This is a genomic window from Aeromonas molluscorum, from assembly GCF_051376105.1.
GTDB classification, from domain to species: domain Bacteria; phylum Pseudomonadota; class Gammaproteobacteria; order Enterobacterales; family Aeromonadaceae; genus Aeromonas; species Aeromonas molluscorum.
Map to the genome: position 1 here is coordinate 1,092,327 of NZ_JBPQCY010000001.1, position 14,773 is coordinate 1,107,099.

At 58.3% G+C, this 14,773-nt stretch carries 10 protein-coding genes and 2 tRNA genes; 8 read left to right on the forward strand and 4 right to left on the reverse strand.

The annotated features are described in order from the left end of the window. Window positions 1-52: 52 nt before the first annotated feature. Both ACSMDR_RS05160 and ACSMDR_RS05165 read right to left on the reverse strand, forming a co-directional pair. Entirely contained in the window at window positions 53-310 is a 258-nt protein-coding gene (locus ACSMDR_RS05160) for a BufA1 family periplasmic bufferin-type metallophore (RefSeq protein ID WP_436467440.1), read from the reverse strand. Window positions 311-532: 222 nt separating this feature from the next. Further along, window positions 533-733 carry a YbfA family protein gene (locus ACSMDR_RS05165; protein ID WP_005902496.1) on the reverse strand — a complete coding sequence of 67 codons (201 nt, stop codon included), beginning with the start codon at window positions 731-733 and terminating at the stop codon, window positions 533-535. 210 nt (window positions 734-943) lie between these two features. Here ACSMDR_RS05165 and ACSMDR_RS05170 point away from each other — a divergent pair, with 210 nt between their 5' ends. Next, window positions 944-1,228 carry a hypothetical protein gene (locus tag ACSMDR_RS05170; protein WP_436467442.1) on the forward strand — a complete coding sequence of 95 codons (285 nt, stop codon included), beginning with the start codon at window positions 944-946 and terminating at the stop codon, window positions 1,226-1,228. A gap of 13 nt (window positions 1,229-1,241) precedes the next feature. Here ACSMDR_RS05170 and ACSMDR_RS05175 read toward each other — a convergent pair. Together ACSMDR_RS05175 and ACSMDR_RS05180 are read right to left on the reverse strand one after the other, a co-directional pair. Further along, a tRNA-Cys gene (locus tag ACSMDR_RS05175) sits at window positions 1,242-1,315 on the reverse strand. A 59-nt stretch (window positions 1,316-1,374) separates the two neighbouring features. Beyond that, a tRNA-Gly gene (locus ACSMDR_RS05180) sits at window positions 1,375-1,450 on the reverse strand. A gap of 250 nt (window positions 1,451-1,700) precedes the next feature. Between ACSMDR_RS05180 and ACSMDR_RS05185 the strand changes: the two genes are divergently transcribed. From ACSMDR_RS05185 to ACSMDR_RS05215, 7 genes are all read left to right on the forward strand, one after another. After that, a complete protein-coding gene (locus ACSMDR_RS05185) occupies window positions 1,701-5,138 on the forward strand; it encodes an ATP-binding protein (protein ID WP_436467444.1) in 3,438 nt (1,145 codons plus the stop codon). A 925-nt stretch (window positions 5,139-6,063) separates the two neighbouring features. Next, the gene (locus tag ACSMDR_RS05190; RefSeq protein ID WP_436467447.1) at window positions 6,064-7,743 is read left to right on the forward strand and encodes an ABC transporter substrate-binding protein; all 1,680 of its coding nucleotides are present in this window, start codon (window positions 6,064-6,066) and stop codon (window positions 7,741-7,743) included. 1,238 nt (window positions 7,744-8,981) lie between these two features. Beyond that, the gene (locus ACSMDR_RS05195) at window positions 8,982-10,667 is read left to right on the forward strand and encodes an ABC transporter substrate-binding protein (RefSeq protein ID WP_005902491.1); all 1,686 of its coding nucleotides are present in this window, start codon (window positions 8,982-8,984) and stop codon (window positions 10,665-10,667) included. 117 nt (window positions 10,668-10,784) lie between these two features. Further along, window positions 10,785-11,768, forward strand: a complete 984-nt coding sequence (locus ACSMDR_RS05200; protein WP_436467450.1) for an ABC transporter permease — start codon at window positions 10,785-10,787, stop codon at window positions 11,766-11,768. Between the two features lies 1 nt (window position 11,769). After that, a complete protein-coding gene (locus ACSMDR_RS05205; RefSeq protein ID WP_436467452.1) occupies window positions 11,770-12,684 on the forward strand; it encodes an ABC transporter permease in 915 nt (304 codons plus the stop codon). Then, a complete protein-coding gene (locus tag ACSMDR_RS05210) occupies window positions 12,681-13,712 on the forward strand; it encodes an ABC transporter ATP-binding protein (protein WP_436467454.1) in 1,032 nt (343 codons plus the stop codon). Before ACSMDR_RS05205 ends, ACSMDR_RS05210 begins: the two co-directional genes overlap by 4 nt. Window positions 13,713-13,722: 10 nt before the next feature. Continuing rightward, on the forward strand, window positions 13,723-14,715 hold the full coding sequence (locus tag ACSMDR_RS05215; RefSeq protein WP_005899102.1) for an ABC transporter ATP-binding protein: 993 nt from the start codon (window positions 13,723-13,725) through the stop codon (window positions 14,713-14,715). Window positions 14,716-14,773: the final 58 nt, after the last annotated feature.

The following is a 14,773-nucleotide window of genomic DNA, read 5'->3' on the forward strand; positions in this document are numbered from 1 at the left end:
TTGCATACAAGGAGGAAGGGGCGACGAGTGAACAGCGCCGCCCCATGAGTACTTACTTCGGCTGCAGGCTTCCACCGGCCAGCTTTTCGCACAGCCCTTTTGGCACGACCACGAAGGCATCGCCCGCCGCATCAGCCTTGGCGGTCCCGGCGCAGGAGCTGGTCTTGGTCGCGCAGTCATTCTGGCCAGCCTTGACCACACCGAAGCACTTCTCTTTCTCGTCGGCAGCCATGGCAGGGGTTGCGATAAACTGGCTGCCCAGGGCCAGCAGGCCAGTCATGGCAGAGGCAAGAGCGATCGATTTCTTCATGTTCATATTCCTTCTGAAAAGAGGTCGTCGGGGTTGAATGAACCGCGGCGCGGGTCAGTAAATAGAACCGGCTTCCTCCCGCTAATCTTTCAGGGAATGTCAGAAAAAATGTAAAGCCAATGGAGAAAAATCCATTTAACAGTAAATAAGGTTATGTTTTAAATAAAAAATAAAAAAAGGCAGCCGCTGCTGCCTTTTTTTTCTTGCCGAGGAGTTATCCCATCAGTAGAAGATACGATCGCCCCGTTCACTCATCTTCAGCCAGACCGGTTTGGTACTGGTCTTGCTCCAGACTCTGTGCAGATAGCTGTAAAAACGCGCGCGATCGCGGCGAAACAACATGATGGGAAACGCCAGCACGCCAGCCAGGAGCACCAGGGTGCGACGCAGGATGATGCGAGTCAGGGAGAAGGGATGAAACATGATTGAACGCCTCACTGGTAAGACCACTAAACGAAGCTTACGCCACGAACTGTTGAATTACTACACCATTTATCCTCATGCGGTCACACAACTCCGTATTCAATGGTGTTAATGAAATTAAATTACGTTTTTTAACTAAGCGACAACAATATTTGCCCAAGCGGCAACCCTTGACCAGAGTTAAAGCAGACGCGAGAGGAGGGATGAAGAATGAAGATTGGCAACCTGATGCTCATAGGCCTGCTCGGCCTGTTCGCCCAAAACGAATGGCAGGAGTGGCGCAGCAATATCAATGACAGAATCGCCTTCGATGACAAGGGGGTACCCACTGCTAGTCTGTGGCAGTGTGGTTTGCTCAGGCAACGCATGGCAGATCTGGATGAAATCAGGACGCAGGGTTCGCCCATGCAACGGCAAGATATGGTCGAATTGAGGAGATATCTGGATACGCAGTGGTTGTCACAGCGATGTGACTCGGCGTTGGAACAGGGGTAAACGAGGGAAGTAATGGAGGCACGTTCCGGAGTCGAACCGGACTAAACGGATTTGCAATCCGCTGCATAACCGCTTTGCTAACGCGCCACAGGGTCAATACATGAATTTTTTACTGACATCTCATCGTTGGTGTCGATGGGATAATTTGGAGCGGGAAACGAGACTCGAACTCGCGACCCCGACCTTGGCAAGGTCGTGCTCTACCAACTGAGCTATTCCCGCCTGAACTCATGCTGTCCGGTCTTGCCTGACAACGAGCCGCATTATACGTACCCCCGCAGGCAGCACAACCCTTTTTTACGCCTCAAGGCCAGGAGCACGACTGTTTGCTCAGGCTTTATTCGCTTTGGGTAAAAAAAGCACGTCCCGCTGTGACCCGGCAGGCGAATTTAGGATAAAGCCATTGAAATACAACGCCTTTGGCCCGAAACTGACCAAGTTACTAATTGGATTCTCAATAGAACCTCATACGATGAAATGGATCTTCAAGGCGCGCGGACTCAAAACACAACTGATGCTCGCGTTTTTCATGCTGGGCATGGTGCCCTTTCTGGTGGTCGCCCTCTTCTTCCTTCACACCCACGGCAAGGATCTCACCGCCCAGACCTCGAACCATCTGGTCTCGGTTCGCAACATCAAGAAAAACCAGCTGGAAGACTATTTCGCCAACCTCAAGGCTCAGGTGCTGGGCTTCTCCCAGCAGGATTTTGCCGGTAACAGTATCGGCCGCTTCTATGGCTTCACCGGGGCCTTCGAAAAATTGGGCACTACCCCTCAGGAGGCGCGCCTGCGGGCCCATAATCGCTACATCACCGGCTCCTGGGATCAACTGCGTAAACCCGATCCCCAAAACAGTGACATAGAGCCCTCCATCAGCGCCCTTATTCTGGCGGACGAGATGTACGGCCGAGTCCATCAGCGGTTTCATCGCGGCTATGCCGACATGGTGCGCAAGTCCAACTACAGCGACATCTTCCTCATCGACATCAATGGGGATGTCGTCTATTCGGTCACCAAGCGAGCCAACTTCGCGACCAATTTGCTCTCCGGCCCCTACCAGTCGAGCGGCTTGGGTGACACCTTCACCCGCATCAAGCGCCGACTGGACAGCGGTGAATCACCCCAGACGATTTTCGAGTTCACCGACTTTAGCCGCAACGAGCTGACCGGTGAAGTGGTCGCTTACCTGGCGGCTCCCGTGATGCAGTACGACTATGTGCGCGGTGTGGTTGTCTTCGAACTGCGTCCGGACAAGCTCAACGAGATCATGGGGGAGCGTGAAGGGCTGGGGGAAACCGGCGAAACCATCCTCATAGGCCCGGACAAACGGATGCGGGCCAATGCCTGGCTGGCACCGGAGTTCAGCGTCGAGAAGAGCTTCTCCCCCGATTTCCGCCCCCTGGAGACCCCCCTTATCCTCAAGGCGCTCTCCGGTGAGCAGGGCGTCGGGCTCTTCGAATCCTATCAACGGGACGAGGTGCTGGCCGCCTACACCCAGGTCAAGGTGTACGATACCGAGTGGGCCTTTATCGCCGAGATATCGACCCGGGAAGCCTATGACCCCATCCGCAAGCTGGAGACGCTCTCTGTGCTGCTCGGGCTCGGATCCCTGGTGTTGCTCATTCTCTTCTCCCGCTGGCTGTCCAACTCCATCACGGCGCCGCTGCGATCCCTCACTGCCGCCGCCGAACAGGTGGCGGATGGCGCCCTGGATCACCCCATCGCCATTCCTCGCACCGAAGATGACATAGACCGCCTCGCCCAGGCGTTTCGCCATATGCAGCGCTCGGTGAAGGACAAGATTGACTTGATTGAACGCCAGACTCAGGAGCTGCAACAGCAGGTCAAGCTGACCCACAAGCAGAACCTCAGCCTGCAGCAGGCCGACAAACTCAAAGATGAACTGCTCGCCAACACCTCCCACGAACTGCGCACCCCCATCCATGGCATCAAGGGGATGGCGGAAGCCATGCTGGCCGGTCAGCAGCAGTTGACCGAGGGTCAGCAACAACAGCTTGGGCTCATCATCAAGAGTGCCGATGGCCTGGCGCGACTGGTGGATGATCTGCTCGATTACCATCAGATGCGCTACGGCCAGCTGGAGATCCACTCCCAGTCCGTCAACGCCAAGGGCGTGGTGCGCCTGGTGCTGGATCTCTGCCAGCATCTGGTACAGGCCAAGCCGCTGACCCTGGTCGACATCACGCCACAGGAACTCCCTCCCGTGCTTGCAGACGAGCAACGGCTCGAACAGGTGCTCTACAACCTGGTCGGCAACGCCATCAAATACACCCCTCAGGGAAAAGTCGTGCTCAGTGCCAGCCAGGATGAACACTTCCTCTGGATCAAGGTCACGGATACCGGCATCGGCATCGCGCAAGAGAATCTGGAGCACATCTTTGAGCCCCTGGTGCAGATGAGTCATGAAGCGGGCAAGCAGGGGGCTGGGCTGGGGCTCTCCATCACCCGCCAGCTGATCGAGCTGATGGGCGGCCGGCTTACGGTGCAGAGCGAGCCGAGCGTCGGCTCCACTTTCTGCTTCAGCCTGCCGCTCTCTCATCACAATGCCCTGCCCGGCCCGAGCGAACTGCGCCCCAAAGATCATGCGCTGGTGCGCCATGTCCCCCTGAATCTGCCCGAATGGGAGAGTGAGGATCTGCCCCCGCCGCCACCGGATGCGCCTCTGTTGCTGGTCGTGGATGACGAACCCATCAACCTGCACATCTTGCGCCACCTGCTGCAACCTTGTGGCTATCGGATACTGCCGAGCAGCGATGGCCATGATGCCCTGGCCAAACTCGCCACCGAGCCGGTGGATCTGGTGCTGCTCGATGTGATGATGCCAACCCTGTCAGGGTTCGATGTCTGTCGCCGTTTGCGCGAGAAGAGCCCCAAGGATCAATTGCCGGTGCTGCTGCTCACGGCCCTCAACCAGCCCAAGGATATCGAAGAGGGCTTCAATGCGGGGGCCAACGACTATCTGGTCAAGCCGTTCTGCAAGGAAGAGCTGTTCGCCCGGGTACGAGCGCTGCTCGAAGCCAAGCAAGGCCGTGCCACCCTGGTTGAAAACCGACTGCTCAAACAGGAGATAGAGCACAGACTGAATCTGCAGGAGAGCCTGCGTCAGGATCAGCAACGCCTGCTCGCCCTCATCAGCGAGGGGGGAGATGCCATGGTGTTCATCGACCAACAGGGCAGAGTGCTCTTTGCCAGCCGCGCCCTGGCCACCCGCCTCGGTCAGGAGCCGGAGGCCATGGAGGGCCAGGCCCTCGACGAGTGGCTGAGCCAGCCCCTGCATAGCCAGTGGCCGGATATGGCCAACCATGGCGAGCAGAGCCTGCAGTTTTGCGTGGCGGGCCAGAGTGAACTCACCCTGGTGCGCGCCCTGCCTATCCAGCTCAACGATTGTCTGGCCTACGCCCTCATCTGCAGCCAGAGCGCGCCGGACGAACACAGAGTCGCGGCCCTGGAAAATGCCCTCAAGAGCCTGTCACGCCAAGCCATCATCGAAGATGAGCACCTGCTCGGGGAGCTGAGTCGGCTCGGTGGCGAGTTCCGCTCCCTGGCCGACAATCTGATCCGCCAGCAAGATGATGACCCCCTGCGCCACGCCCTGGTCGACACCATGCGCCTCTCCCTCGATGCCTGGCAGCACAGCACCGGCAAGGGCAAGATAGTGTTGGCGGAGAAGAGCAAGCTGTGGCGAGTCTACATGGACAGGTCCAGCCCCCAGACCCGCACGCTGGACAAGTATTTGAGCCTGGATACCTTGCCCAAGGCGCCGCGCTGGAAGACGGTGGTCGCCACAGCCGAGTATGTGATCAAGCAGTGCCCCCTGAGCGAGGCCCAGCAGCAGAGCCTGCACCAGAGCGCCCAGCTGCTGCGCCAGCTCGCCAACCGCAAGAGCTGACCCTCAGGTTCTGGTAGCCCAGCGGGCACTGAGCAGGCACTTCGCGGTGCCCGGTGATGCAGGCATTGAAGGGCTGAGCACGCCTCTCAATGCCTGCGTCAGTGCAAGCCGGCATGGCACTGCCCATCTATTGCCCCAGCTTCGCAACACCGAGTCCGGGGCTGGCTGGTTGCCCCCTCGCTATTGACACTTTTTTGCATTGCCTCTGGCCGCCATGAGTGGCTATATCTCCCCTGGCAGCCGATGACTTTCATCCTGGCAGCACTTTTCCCCTTTCCCCCTCTTCCAAGCTCCTTCTCTGTCAACAGCACGGGTCCATTTGCAGCGTCCATCACGCCAGATGCACATCACCAGCCTCAGCCATAGATCAGCGCAGGCGAGATGTCTCGGGTCAGAGTGGGCCTGGCTGCGCCCCCCGCCTGAAGGCACCTCGTCGATAGGCGATCCCGGGTCAGCGCCGGAAGTCAGTGCCCAGGTTAATCCCCACTCATGGGCCTCCCCCAGTCAGGGGCCGAGCCTCCAGGCCAGAGGCTGGCGACGGCATTTTTCTACCCGGCCCTCCCCGCTGAAGGAGAGAAGCCCAACTACCGCATCAGGTTTTTTCTTCAAGAGAACAAAGAACTCAAATAGAGGATAAAAACCGACCAGATCTTCGTCACATTATCGTCAAAGAAAGGGTTTTATTAGTACTTTTTGCGCGAACGCAAATAACTTAATTGCATGATTTTAAATCATTAATCCAGGGTATTGACGTTTTCAACGTCGGGGCGGGGATTTTTACGATATCAACGTAAGGATTAAATGTTTATTTCTTGTTAAACCTGCTTAGCTAAGGGGGGTCATACAGACCCAGACATGAGGTTGAGCGCCAGCGATGCGCCCCTCAACAAGATCAACAGGGACGTCCATATAACAAGGAAACAATATGCTTGCCAAAGTATCCCGGGTCGCCGCCGCCTGCATGCTGGGGAGCCTGATGCTCTCTGCCGGGGCCGCCAATGCCGCCGACAACAAAACTGTGCTTACCCTGGTCGCCCAACAGGAAACAGCTTGGGTTAAAAACTTCAACCCCTTCCTGCAGGCCGGTCTGCTGCACACCACCAAGGAGTTCATCTATGAGCCCCTGGTTATTTTCAACGAATTGCAGGGAGGCAGACCCGAGTACCGGCTCGCTACCCACTATGAATTTGGCAAAGACCTGAAATCGGTCACTTTCGATCTGCGTCAGGGAGTCAAATGGTCCGATGGCGAAGGCTTCGATGCCGATGACGTCATCTTCTCCTTCAATCTGGTCAAGGCTCACAAGGCACTGGACGAACGGGCTATCTGGACCCAGATCACCGGGGTCGAGAAGCTGGACCAATACAAGGTCAAATTCGAGCTGGCTGGCGTCAATACCGGCGTGGTTAACCAGATAGCGCTGGTGCCGCTGGTACCTGAGCATCAGTGGAAATCGGTCAAGGACCCCGTCTCCTTCACCAACGATCAGCCCGTCGGGACAGGCCCCTTCACTCAGGTCGACAACTTCTCCGCCCAGCTCTATACCCAGTGCCGCAACCCGCACTACTGGGATAATGCCAATCTCGCCATCGACTGCATCCGCATGCCGCAGATGGCCACCAATGATCAGGTGCTGGCCGCCGTCATGAAGGGCGATGTGGACTGGTTCGGCTCCTTCGTGCCGGACATAGAGCGCCTCTATGTCGGCAACGATCCCAAGCACAACAAGTACTGGTTCCCCGCCTCGGGCACAGTGGCCTTCAACGTCAACTTCCAGACCAAGAACCCGGGTAATCACGAAGCCTTCAACGATGTCAACTTCCGCCGTGCCTTCTCCATGGCGATGGACAGACAATCCATGGTGGACATCGCCGGCTACGGTTATCCCACCATCAACGAATATCCGTCCGGCCTTGGCAAGCTGTTCGACAGCTGGAACAACCCGGATGTCGATCAGAAGTTTGGCAAGTTCAACAAGTTCGACATGGCGGCCGCTCAGGCACTGCTCAAGGAAGCTGGCTACAAGGACTGTGACGGCGACAAATTCCTCGATACCCCGAGCTGCAAGAAGATTGCGTTCAAGATCATAGTGCCGAACGGCTGGACCGACTGGGTCAACACAGTCCAGATCGGGGTAGAGGGGCTCAAGGCCCTGGGGATCGATGCCAAGACCTCCACCCCAGAAGCAGCAGTCTGGACCGACAATCTGGTCACGGGTGATTTCGATGTTGCCCTGCAAGGCTACCTGACCGGTGCCAACCCGCAGAACTACTTCGAGACCGCCTTCCATTCCCGGAATATGGGTGAACGCGGTAACCGCTTCGCGGCCCCCCGCTACAAGGATCCCGCACTGGACAAGCTGATTGACGGCTTCAGCCAGACCGCCGATCTGGCCAAGCAAAAAGTGCTCATGAACGAGATCCAGGAGCGAGTCGGTGCCAACCAGACCATCATCCCTGTCTACAACAACCCAACCTGGTATGAGTACAACACCAAGCGCTTCCATGGCTGGTTCAACGCCGACAACCCGGTCGCCAAGCCCCAGGTACACAGCAACACCCCTGAGCGCCTGCTGCACGTGCTCGCCCTCAAACCTAACGCCTAACGGCCATTTGAGTCTTGACAACACGGGCCCTGCGGGGCCCGTTTCTATTTCCCCCATCCCTTGAGCCAAGCGCCCTATCCAGGTCACTCCGTGCGCCAACAGGCCTGCCCGCTGCGAGCTTGATTGCTGCCGGACTCGGCAGGCCAGGCGAACAGGACTTGCGATGCTAAGCTCCCTTTGCCTTTTCAGCTATCAGGGCAGAGCCGAGCGAATAGGCCCCAGGGGGTTACGCTGCCAGAGCACGATGACAAGGCGTACAAGCCGACCCATCAGGCAGCCCTCATATAAGCAAGGGCGAAAAAAAGGCGAAAAATCGGTGCCGGTATGGCAGTGAGCTATCGCGCCCTCTTGGGGACACAAGCGCAGCCACGCTGTCCGAACCGCCATCTGCCGCGCCCTTGCCGGTGAGCAGCAAAGAGAGCTCCGCCATCTCAGCTGTCAGGAGAGGCCAGGCTCCTGGGCACTAACATTGGCTCTGGCTCTGAACATCCAAGCCTTGCATCTCAAGGATGGGCCATCAGCCATTCTGCCAATGGGGTCTGCGAATAAGGCGGGGCTCAGCCTATGAAAGCGCCGGCAGGGCTGCCGCTTGTCTGACTAGATAGACCCTGCATCCCTTGCACACCATCGAAGTGACAAGCCGCCCTCCCAGAGATTAGCTCGTCCGAGCAACCCAATCCGGCAAGACTGCATCGAACGAGGCAATGCCAGCGCCGCGACCCGCCCATAACAGAACAGAACAGAACAGAACAGAACAGAACAGAACAGAACAGGCATGCTGCGACTGTCTTGTCCCCTCACGATGAAAGACTCATGGAAATCTCAGCGAAATGGTCGATGACGTGCATGGGATCACGTCCTGAATGGCACTTTCCCATCTTGTTTCAAATGTAAAAAAAAGCCTCGAAGGCAACGGAAAAATCTGGGGCGATCGAGGTCACATAATCGGCTTTCACCCCATTTGAGCGCTAACTTTATATTTGGAGTAAATAAATGTAACTATATAATTTTAAAGGGTTTGAAATTTAATTTGACGAGAATGACGAAAGGATCTGGGTTTTTACGAAATCGACGAAATCAGGCCTTGTTGTTCTTCTGTTAACTCTGCTTTGCTAGGGGCGTTGGATTAGATAAAGACAAGGGTGCAAAACCTGCCCAACACAGAGGGCCGATATGCATAGCATGCGATGTCGGTGCTCCATTCCAAAATATGGAAGACCAATAAGAAAGGAAAACATATGCTTGCCAAAGTATCCAAAATAGCTACCTCAGTCATGCTGGGAACCCTGATGATTGCTGGCGCCACCAGCAGTGCCATGGCCGCCGAGAACAAGACTGTTCTGACCATGGTCGCCCAGCAGGAGACCGCCTGGGTCAAGAACTTCAACCCCTTCCTGCAGGCAGGTCTGCTGCACACCACCCGTCATTTCATCTATGAGCCACTGGTTATCTTCAACGATATGCAAGGGGGCAAACCCGTCTATCGTCTGGCCACCAACTATGCATTCAGCGATGACCTGAAGTCCGTCACCTTCGACCTGCGCGACGGGGTCAAGTGGTCCGATGGTGAAGCCTTCACCGCCGACGACATCATCTTCTCCTTCAATCTGGTCAAAGCCAACAAGGCGCTGGATGAGCGCTCTATCTGGACCCAGATCAAGAGCATCGAGAAGCTGGGTGACCACAAGATCAAGTTCGACCTGACCGAAGTCAACACCAACGTGGTCAACGATCTGGTGCTGATCCCCATAGTGCCTGAGCACCAGTGGAAGTCCGTCAAGGATCCAGTTGCCTTCACCAACGACAAGCCGGTCGGCACCGGTCCCTTCACCGAAGTGGACAACTTCTCCGCCCAACTCTATACCCAGTGCCGCAACCCGCACTACTGGGATAATGCCAACCTCGCCATCGACTGTATCCGCATGCCGCAGATGGCCACCAATGACCAGGTGCTGGCCGCCGTCATGAAGGGCGATGTGGACTGGTTCGGCTCCTTTGTGCCGGACATCGAGCGCCTCTACGTCGGCAACGATCCCAAGAACAACAAGTACTGGTTCCCGGCCTCCGGCACAGTGGCGTTCAACGTCAACTTCCAGAGCAAAAACCCGGGCAACCACGAAGCCTTCAACGACATCAACTTCCGTCGCGCCTTCTCCATGGTCATGGATCGCCAGTCCATGGTGGACATCGCCGGTTACGGCTACCCGACCGTCAACGACTATCCGTCAGGTTTGGGCAAGGCCTTCGCGTCCTGGGACAACCCGGACGTCGAGAAGAAATATGGCAAATACAGCAAGTTTGATGTCGAAGGGGCCAAGGCGCTGCTCAAGGAAGCGGGCTACAAAGACTGTGACGGCGACAAGTTCCTCGATACTCCGACCTGTAAGAAGATCGAGTTCAAGGTACTGGTGCCCAACGGCTGGACCGACTGGGTCAACACCGTCCAGATCGGCGTCGAAGGCTTGCAGGCTCTGGGTCTGAACGCCAAGACCTCCACCCCGGAAGCGACCGTCTGGACAGACGCCCTGGTCACCGGTGACTTCGATGTCGCCCTGCAGGGTTACTTTGCCGGTGCCAACCCGCACAAGTACTTCGAGACCGCATTCCATTCGCGCAACATGGGTGAGCGTGGCAACCGCTTCGCGGCCAACCGCTACAAGGACCCGGCGCTGGACAAGTTGATCGATGACTTCACCCAGACTGCCGATGCTGCCAAGCAAAAAGAGATCATGTTCGCCATTCAGGAACGGGTCGGTGCCAACCAGACCATCATCCCGGTGTTCAACAACCCGACCTGGTATGAGTACAGCACCAAGCGTTTCCATGGCTGGTTCAGCGCCGACAACCCGGTCGCCAAGCCGCAGCTCCACCCGGATACGCCTGAGCGTCTGCTGCACGTGCTGTCCCTCAAGCCGAACAGCTAAATCCTCCTGGCCCCCTGCGGGGGGCCTTCTTCCCCGCCGCCTACTCATCTCCCGGATCTGCCGGGGTTGGGGTAGCTATGCCCGGTGCGGGGCGGACTTGCAGTAAAAGGTATCATCATGGGATTTATACTAAGACGTTTCTCCTTCTATCTGGTCGCCTTCCTGGTGGCCGCCACCATTAACTTCCTGCTACCCAGAGCCATGCCAGGGGATCCCGTCTCCGTCATGTTTGCCAGGGCCGGCGCCATGATGGAACCCGCAGCCCTCGAGGCACTCAAGGCCACCTTCGGCTTTGTAGATGGTCCGATTGGCACTCAATTTCTGACCTATGTGAAGAGCGTCTTCACCTGGGATCTCGGCACCTCGGTGCGTTACTACCCGCAGCAGGTTGCCGACGTACTGGGTCGCGCCATCGGCTGGACCCTGTTCCTGGTGGGCACCTCAACCATCATCAGCTTCTCCTTCGGCTCCATCGTCGGCATCTTCGCCGCCTGGTACCGGGGTGGCCGCATGGACAGCATCCTCTCGCCACTCACCCTGGTGATGCAGGCCATCCCCCCCGTGGTGGTCTCCCTGCTCGCCCTGTTCCTGTTCGGGGTCAGTCTGGAGTGGCTGCCCATCGGCTATGCCTACAGCCCCGAGATCAAGGCTGACTTTGGCTGGGAACACATCAAGAGCATCATGCTGCACGCCATCATGCCGGTCGGCACCCTGGCCATCGTGCAGGTGGGGGGCTTCCTCATCACCATGCGCAACAACATGATTAACCTCTTGGGGGAAGACTACATCACCATGGCCAAGGCCAAGGGGCTCTCCAACAGACGGGTCATCTTCAACTACGGCGCCCGCAATGCCATCTTGCCGAGCGTCACCGCGCTCTCCATGGCACTGGGTTTCGTCATCGGCGGCTCCCTCATCACCGAAGTCATCTTCAACTACCCGGGCCTGGGCCTGACCCTGTACCAGGGCATACTCGCGCGCGACTACCCGCTCATTCAGGGGCAGCTGCTCATCATGACCATCACCATGCTCAGTTTTAACTTCCTGGCCGACATGCTCTACGTCTTCCTGGATCCCCGTCTTCGTACCGGAGGTAAATAAGATGCGTATGCCTACCATCCTCAAGATTTTACTGGGCAACAAGAAGGCCGCCTTCGGTCTGGCCATCGTCGTCTCCTTCGTGTTGATGGCCGTGTTTGCTCCGCTGCTCGCCAGCAATGAACCGACCAAGCGGGTTGCCCGTCCCCACCAGCCGCCCAGTGCCGAGTACGTGATGGGCAGCACCCGCATGGGCCACGATATCTGGTCCCAGTTCACCAATGGCGCCCGCATCTCGCTGATGGTGGGCTTCGGGGCTGGTCTGCTGGTCTGCGCCCTGGCCATCGGCATCGGCATCACCGCCGGTTACTTCGGCGGTCTCATCGACGAGTGCCTCACCTTCCTGATGAACGTCATGCTGGTGATCCCGGGATTGCCACTGCTGCTGGTGCTGGCGAGCTTCATCGGGGAGGCCTCCCCCCTGGTCATCGCCCTCATCATAGGGCTAACGTCCTGGGCCTATGGTGCCCGGGTCATCCGCGCCCAGACCCTGGCGCTGCGCGAAAAAGAGTTCGTCATCGCCGCCGAAGTGCTGGGTGAGCCGGCCTGGCGCATCATTTTGGTGGAGATATTGCCCAACCTCATCTCCATCATCGGGGTGAGCTTCATCGGCTCCATCATCTACGCCATCGTCACCGAGGCGACCCTGGAGTTCCTGGGGCTGGGCGATCCGACCGTGGTCAGCTGGGGCATCATGCTCTACAACGCCCAGACCTCCAGTGCCATCCTGGTTGGCGCCTGGTGGGAAATACTGGCCCCCTGCTTCGCCATCGCCGCGCTGGGAGCGGGCCTGGCCCTGCTCAACTTCGCCATTGATGAGATAGCCAACCCGCAGCTGCGCTCCCACAAGGGGTTGCGTCGCTGGAAACAGCTGGCCGTCCCGGCCCCGGTCATCACCGCTCAGGAGAAGACAGCATGAAATCGCAACAACCCCTGCTGTCGGTGCGCGAGCTGTGCGTCGACTACATCACCGAGAGCGGCGACGTGCGCGCCGTCAACGCGGTCAGCTTTGACATCATGCCGGGGGAGGTGTTCGGCCTCGCCGGTGAGTCCGGCTGTGGCAAGTCCACGGTCGCCTTCTCGGTAGCCCGGCTGCACAAGCCGCCCGCGTATATCAGTGGGGGCGAGATCCTGTTCAAGGGCGAAAACATCCTCCATTTTGACGACGAGCGGCTGCGCAGTTACCGCTGGCGTCAGGCGAGCGTGGTGTTCCAGTCCGCCATGAACGCACTCAATCCGGTGTTGCGCATGGAAGAGCAGTTCTGCGACGTACTGATCGCCCACAACCCGGGTCTGACTCGCTATGAGGCGATCAAGCGTGCCCAGGAGCTGCTCGCCATCGTCGACATCCATCCGAGCCGGCTCAAGGACTATCCGCACCAGTTCTCGGGCGGCATGCGCCAACGGCTGGTGATCGCCATCGCCATGGCGCTCAACCCCGAGCTCTTGATCATGGATGAGCCGACCACGGCCCTGGACGTGGTGGTGCAGCGGGAGATCTTGCAGAAGGTCTATGCCCTCAAGGAGAAGTTCAACTTCTCCATCCTGTTCATCACTCACGATCTCTCGCTCATGGTCGAGTTCTGCGATCGCATCGGCATCATGTACGCCGGAGAGTTGATCGAAGTCGCCCCTTCCAAGGCGATCCTGACTGCGCCCCTGCACCCCTATACCCGGGGGCTGGGCAACTCCTTCCCGCCCCTGCACGGCCCGAAAACCGTGTTGGAAGGGATACCCGGCACCCCGCTCAACCTGCTCGAAGTGCCCGTCGGCTGCCGTTTCCAGGCACGCTGCGCCAAGGTGCACGATCGTTGCCGCCAGGAGTACACCGCCCTGGCCGAAATCCGCCCCGGCCAACAAGCCGCCTGCCATCTCTACGCCGACGGCCTGGCCGATGGCGAGCTGGCATCCGAACCTTTGATCTTCGCTCAGGCCGCTGGCTGTTAAGGAGTCTTCCATGCATATCGCCGATACCCAGGCTCCCATCATCAAGGTCGAGCATCTCTACAAAGACTTCTCGGTCAACTCCAATGCCATCAAGAGTGGCAAGATGCGGGCGCTCTCCGACATCACCTTCAACCTGCACAAGGGCCGGGCGTTGGCCGTGGTGGGTGAGTCGGGCTCGGGCAAGAGCACCATCGCCAAGATCATCGCCAAGATGTACAAGCTCTCCAGTGGTCGCATTCTCTACCGTGGCCGAGACCTGGAGGAGTTCAACAAGGGCACCGCCCTGCTCGACTACCGCCAGAGCGTACAGATGGTGTGGCAAGACCCGTTTGGTTCTCTCAACCCGACCCACACCATCTACCATCACATCGCCCGCCCCCTGCTGCTGCACAGCAAGGTGATCGACAAGAAAGATCTGCCCGACATGGTGCACAACCTGCTGGAGAAGGTGGGGCTGACCCCGGCCAAGGCAACGGCGGCCAAGTACCCTCACCAGCTCTCCGGCGGCCAGCGCCAACGGGTCAATATCGCCCGCAACCTGGCGGTGGAAGCCGAGGTGGTGCTCGCCGACGAACCCACCTCCATGCTCGATGTATCTATCCGCATCGGCATCCTCAACCTGATGGAGCAGATGAAGAACGAGCTCGGCGTCTCCATGCTCTACATCACCCATGACATCGCCACCGCCCGCTACGTGGCGGAAGACCTGGCGGTGATGTACGTGGGTCACATGGTGGAGTGGGGTGAGGTGGATGAGATACTGCACCATCCCCAGCACCCCTATACCCAGTTGCTCATCTCGGCGGTGCCCGACCCCGAGAAGAGCATCCATGCCGAGCTGGAAGGGGGACGCAAGGGAGAGATACCGCTCTGGACGCCGGAATCCTATGGCTGCCCCTTCGCCGGGCGCTGCAACCAGGTCATGACCCGCTGCAAGGAAGCCATGCCGCCGGTCACCCGGCTTGCAGACAATCACTTCGTGCGCTGCTACCTGCACGAATAAGCCCAAACGGGGCGGCCTTGGGCCGCCCCGCTTTTTAGTCAGGCACAGAGGCCGACAG

What these genes read in the sequence shown, in the direction of transcription:
- ACSMDR_RS05160 (WP_436467440.1), bottom strand. Translation starts at nt 310, where the DNA reads ATGAAGAAATCGATCGCTCTTGCCTCTGCCATGACTGGCCTGCTGGCC.
- ACSMDR_RS05165 (WP_005902496.1), bottom strand. Translation starts at nt 733, where the DNA reads ATGTTTCATCCCTTCTCCCTGACTCGCATCATCCTGCGTCGCACCCTG.
- ACSMDR_RS05170 (WP_436467442.1), top strand. Translation starts at nt 944, where the DNA reads ATGAAGATTGGCAACCTGATGCTCATAGGCCTGCTCGGCCTGTTCGCC.
- ACSMDR_RS05185 (WP_436467444.1), top strand. Translation starts at nt 1,701, where the DNA reads ATGAAATGGATCTTCAAGGCGCGCGGACTCAAAACACAACTGATGCTC.
- ACSMDR_RS05190 (WP_436467447.1), top strand. Translation starts at nt 6,064, where the DNA reads ATGCTTGCCAAAGTATCCCGGGTCGCCGCCGCCTGCATGCTGGGGAGC.
- ACSMDR_RS05195 (WP_005902491.1), top strand. Translation starts at nt 8,982, where the DNA reads ATGCTTGCCAAAGTATCCAAAATAGCTACCTCAGTCATGCTGGGAACC.
- ACSMDR_RS05200 (WP_436467450.1), top strand. Translation starts at nt 10,785, where the DNA reads ATGGGATTTATACTAAGACGTTTCTCCTTCTATCTGGTCGCCTTCCTG.
- ACSMDR_RS05205 (WP_436467452.1), top strand. Translation starts at nt 11,770, where the DNA reads ATGCGTATGCCTACCATCCTCAAGATTTTACTGGGCAACAAGAAGGCC.
- ACSMDR_RS05210 (WP_436467454.1), top strand. Translation starts at nt 12,681, where the DNA reads ATGAAATCGCAACAACCCCTGCTGTCGGTGCGCGAGCTGTGCGTCGAC.
- ACSMDR_RS05215 (WP_005899102.1), top strand. Translation starts at nt 13,723, where the DNA reads ATGCATATCGCCGATACCCAGGCTCCCATCATCAAGGTCGAGCATCTC.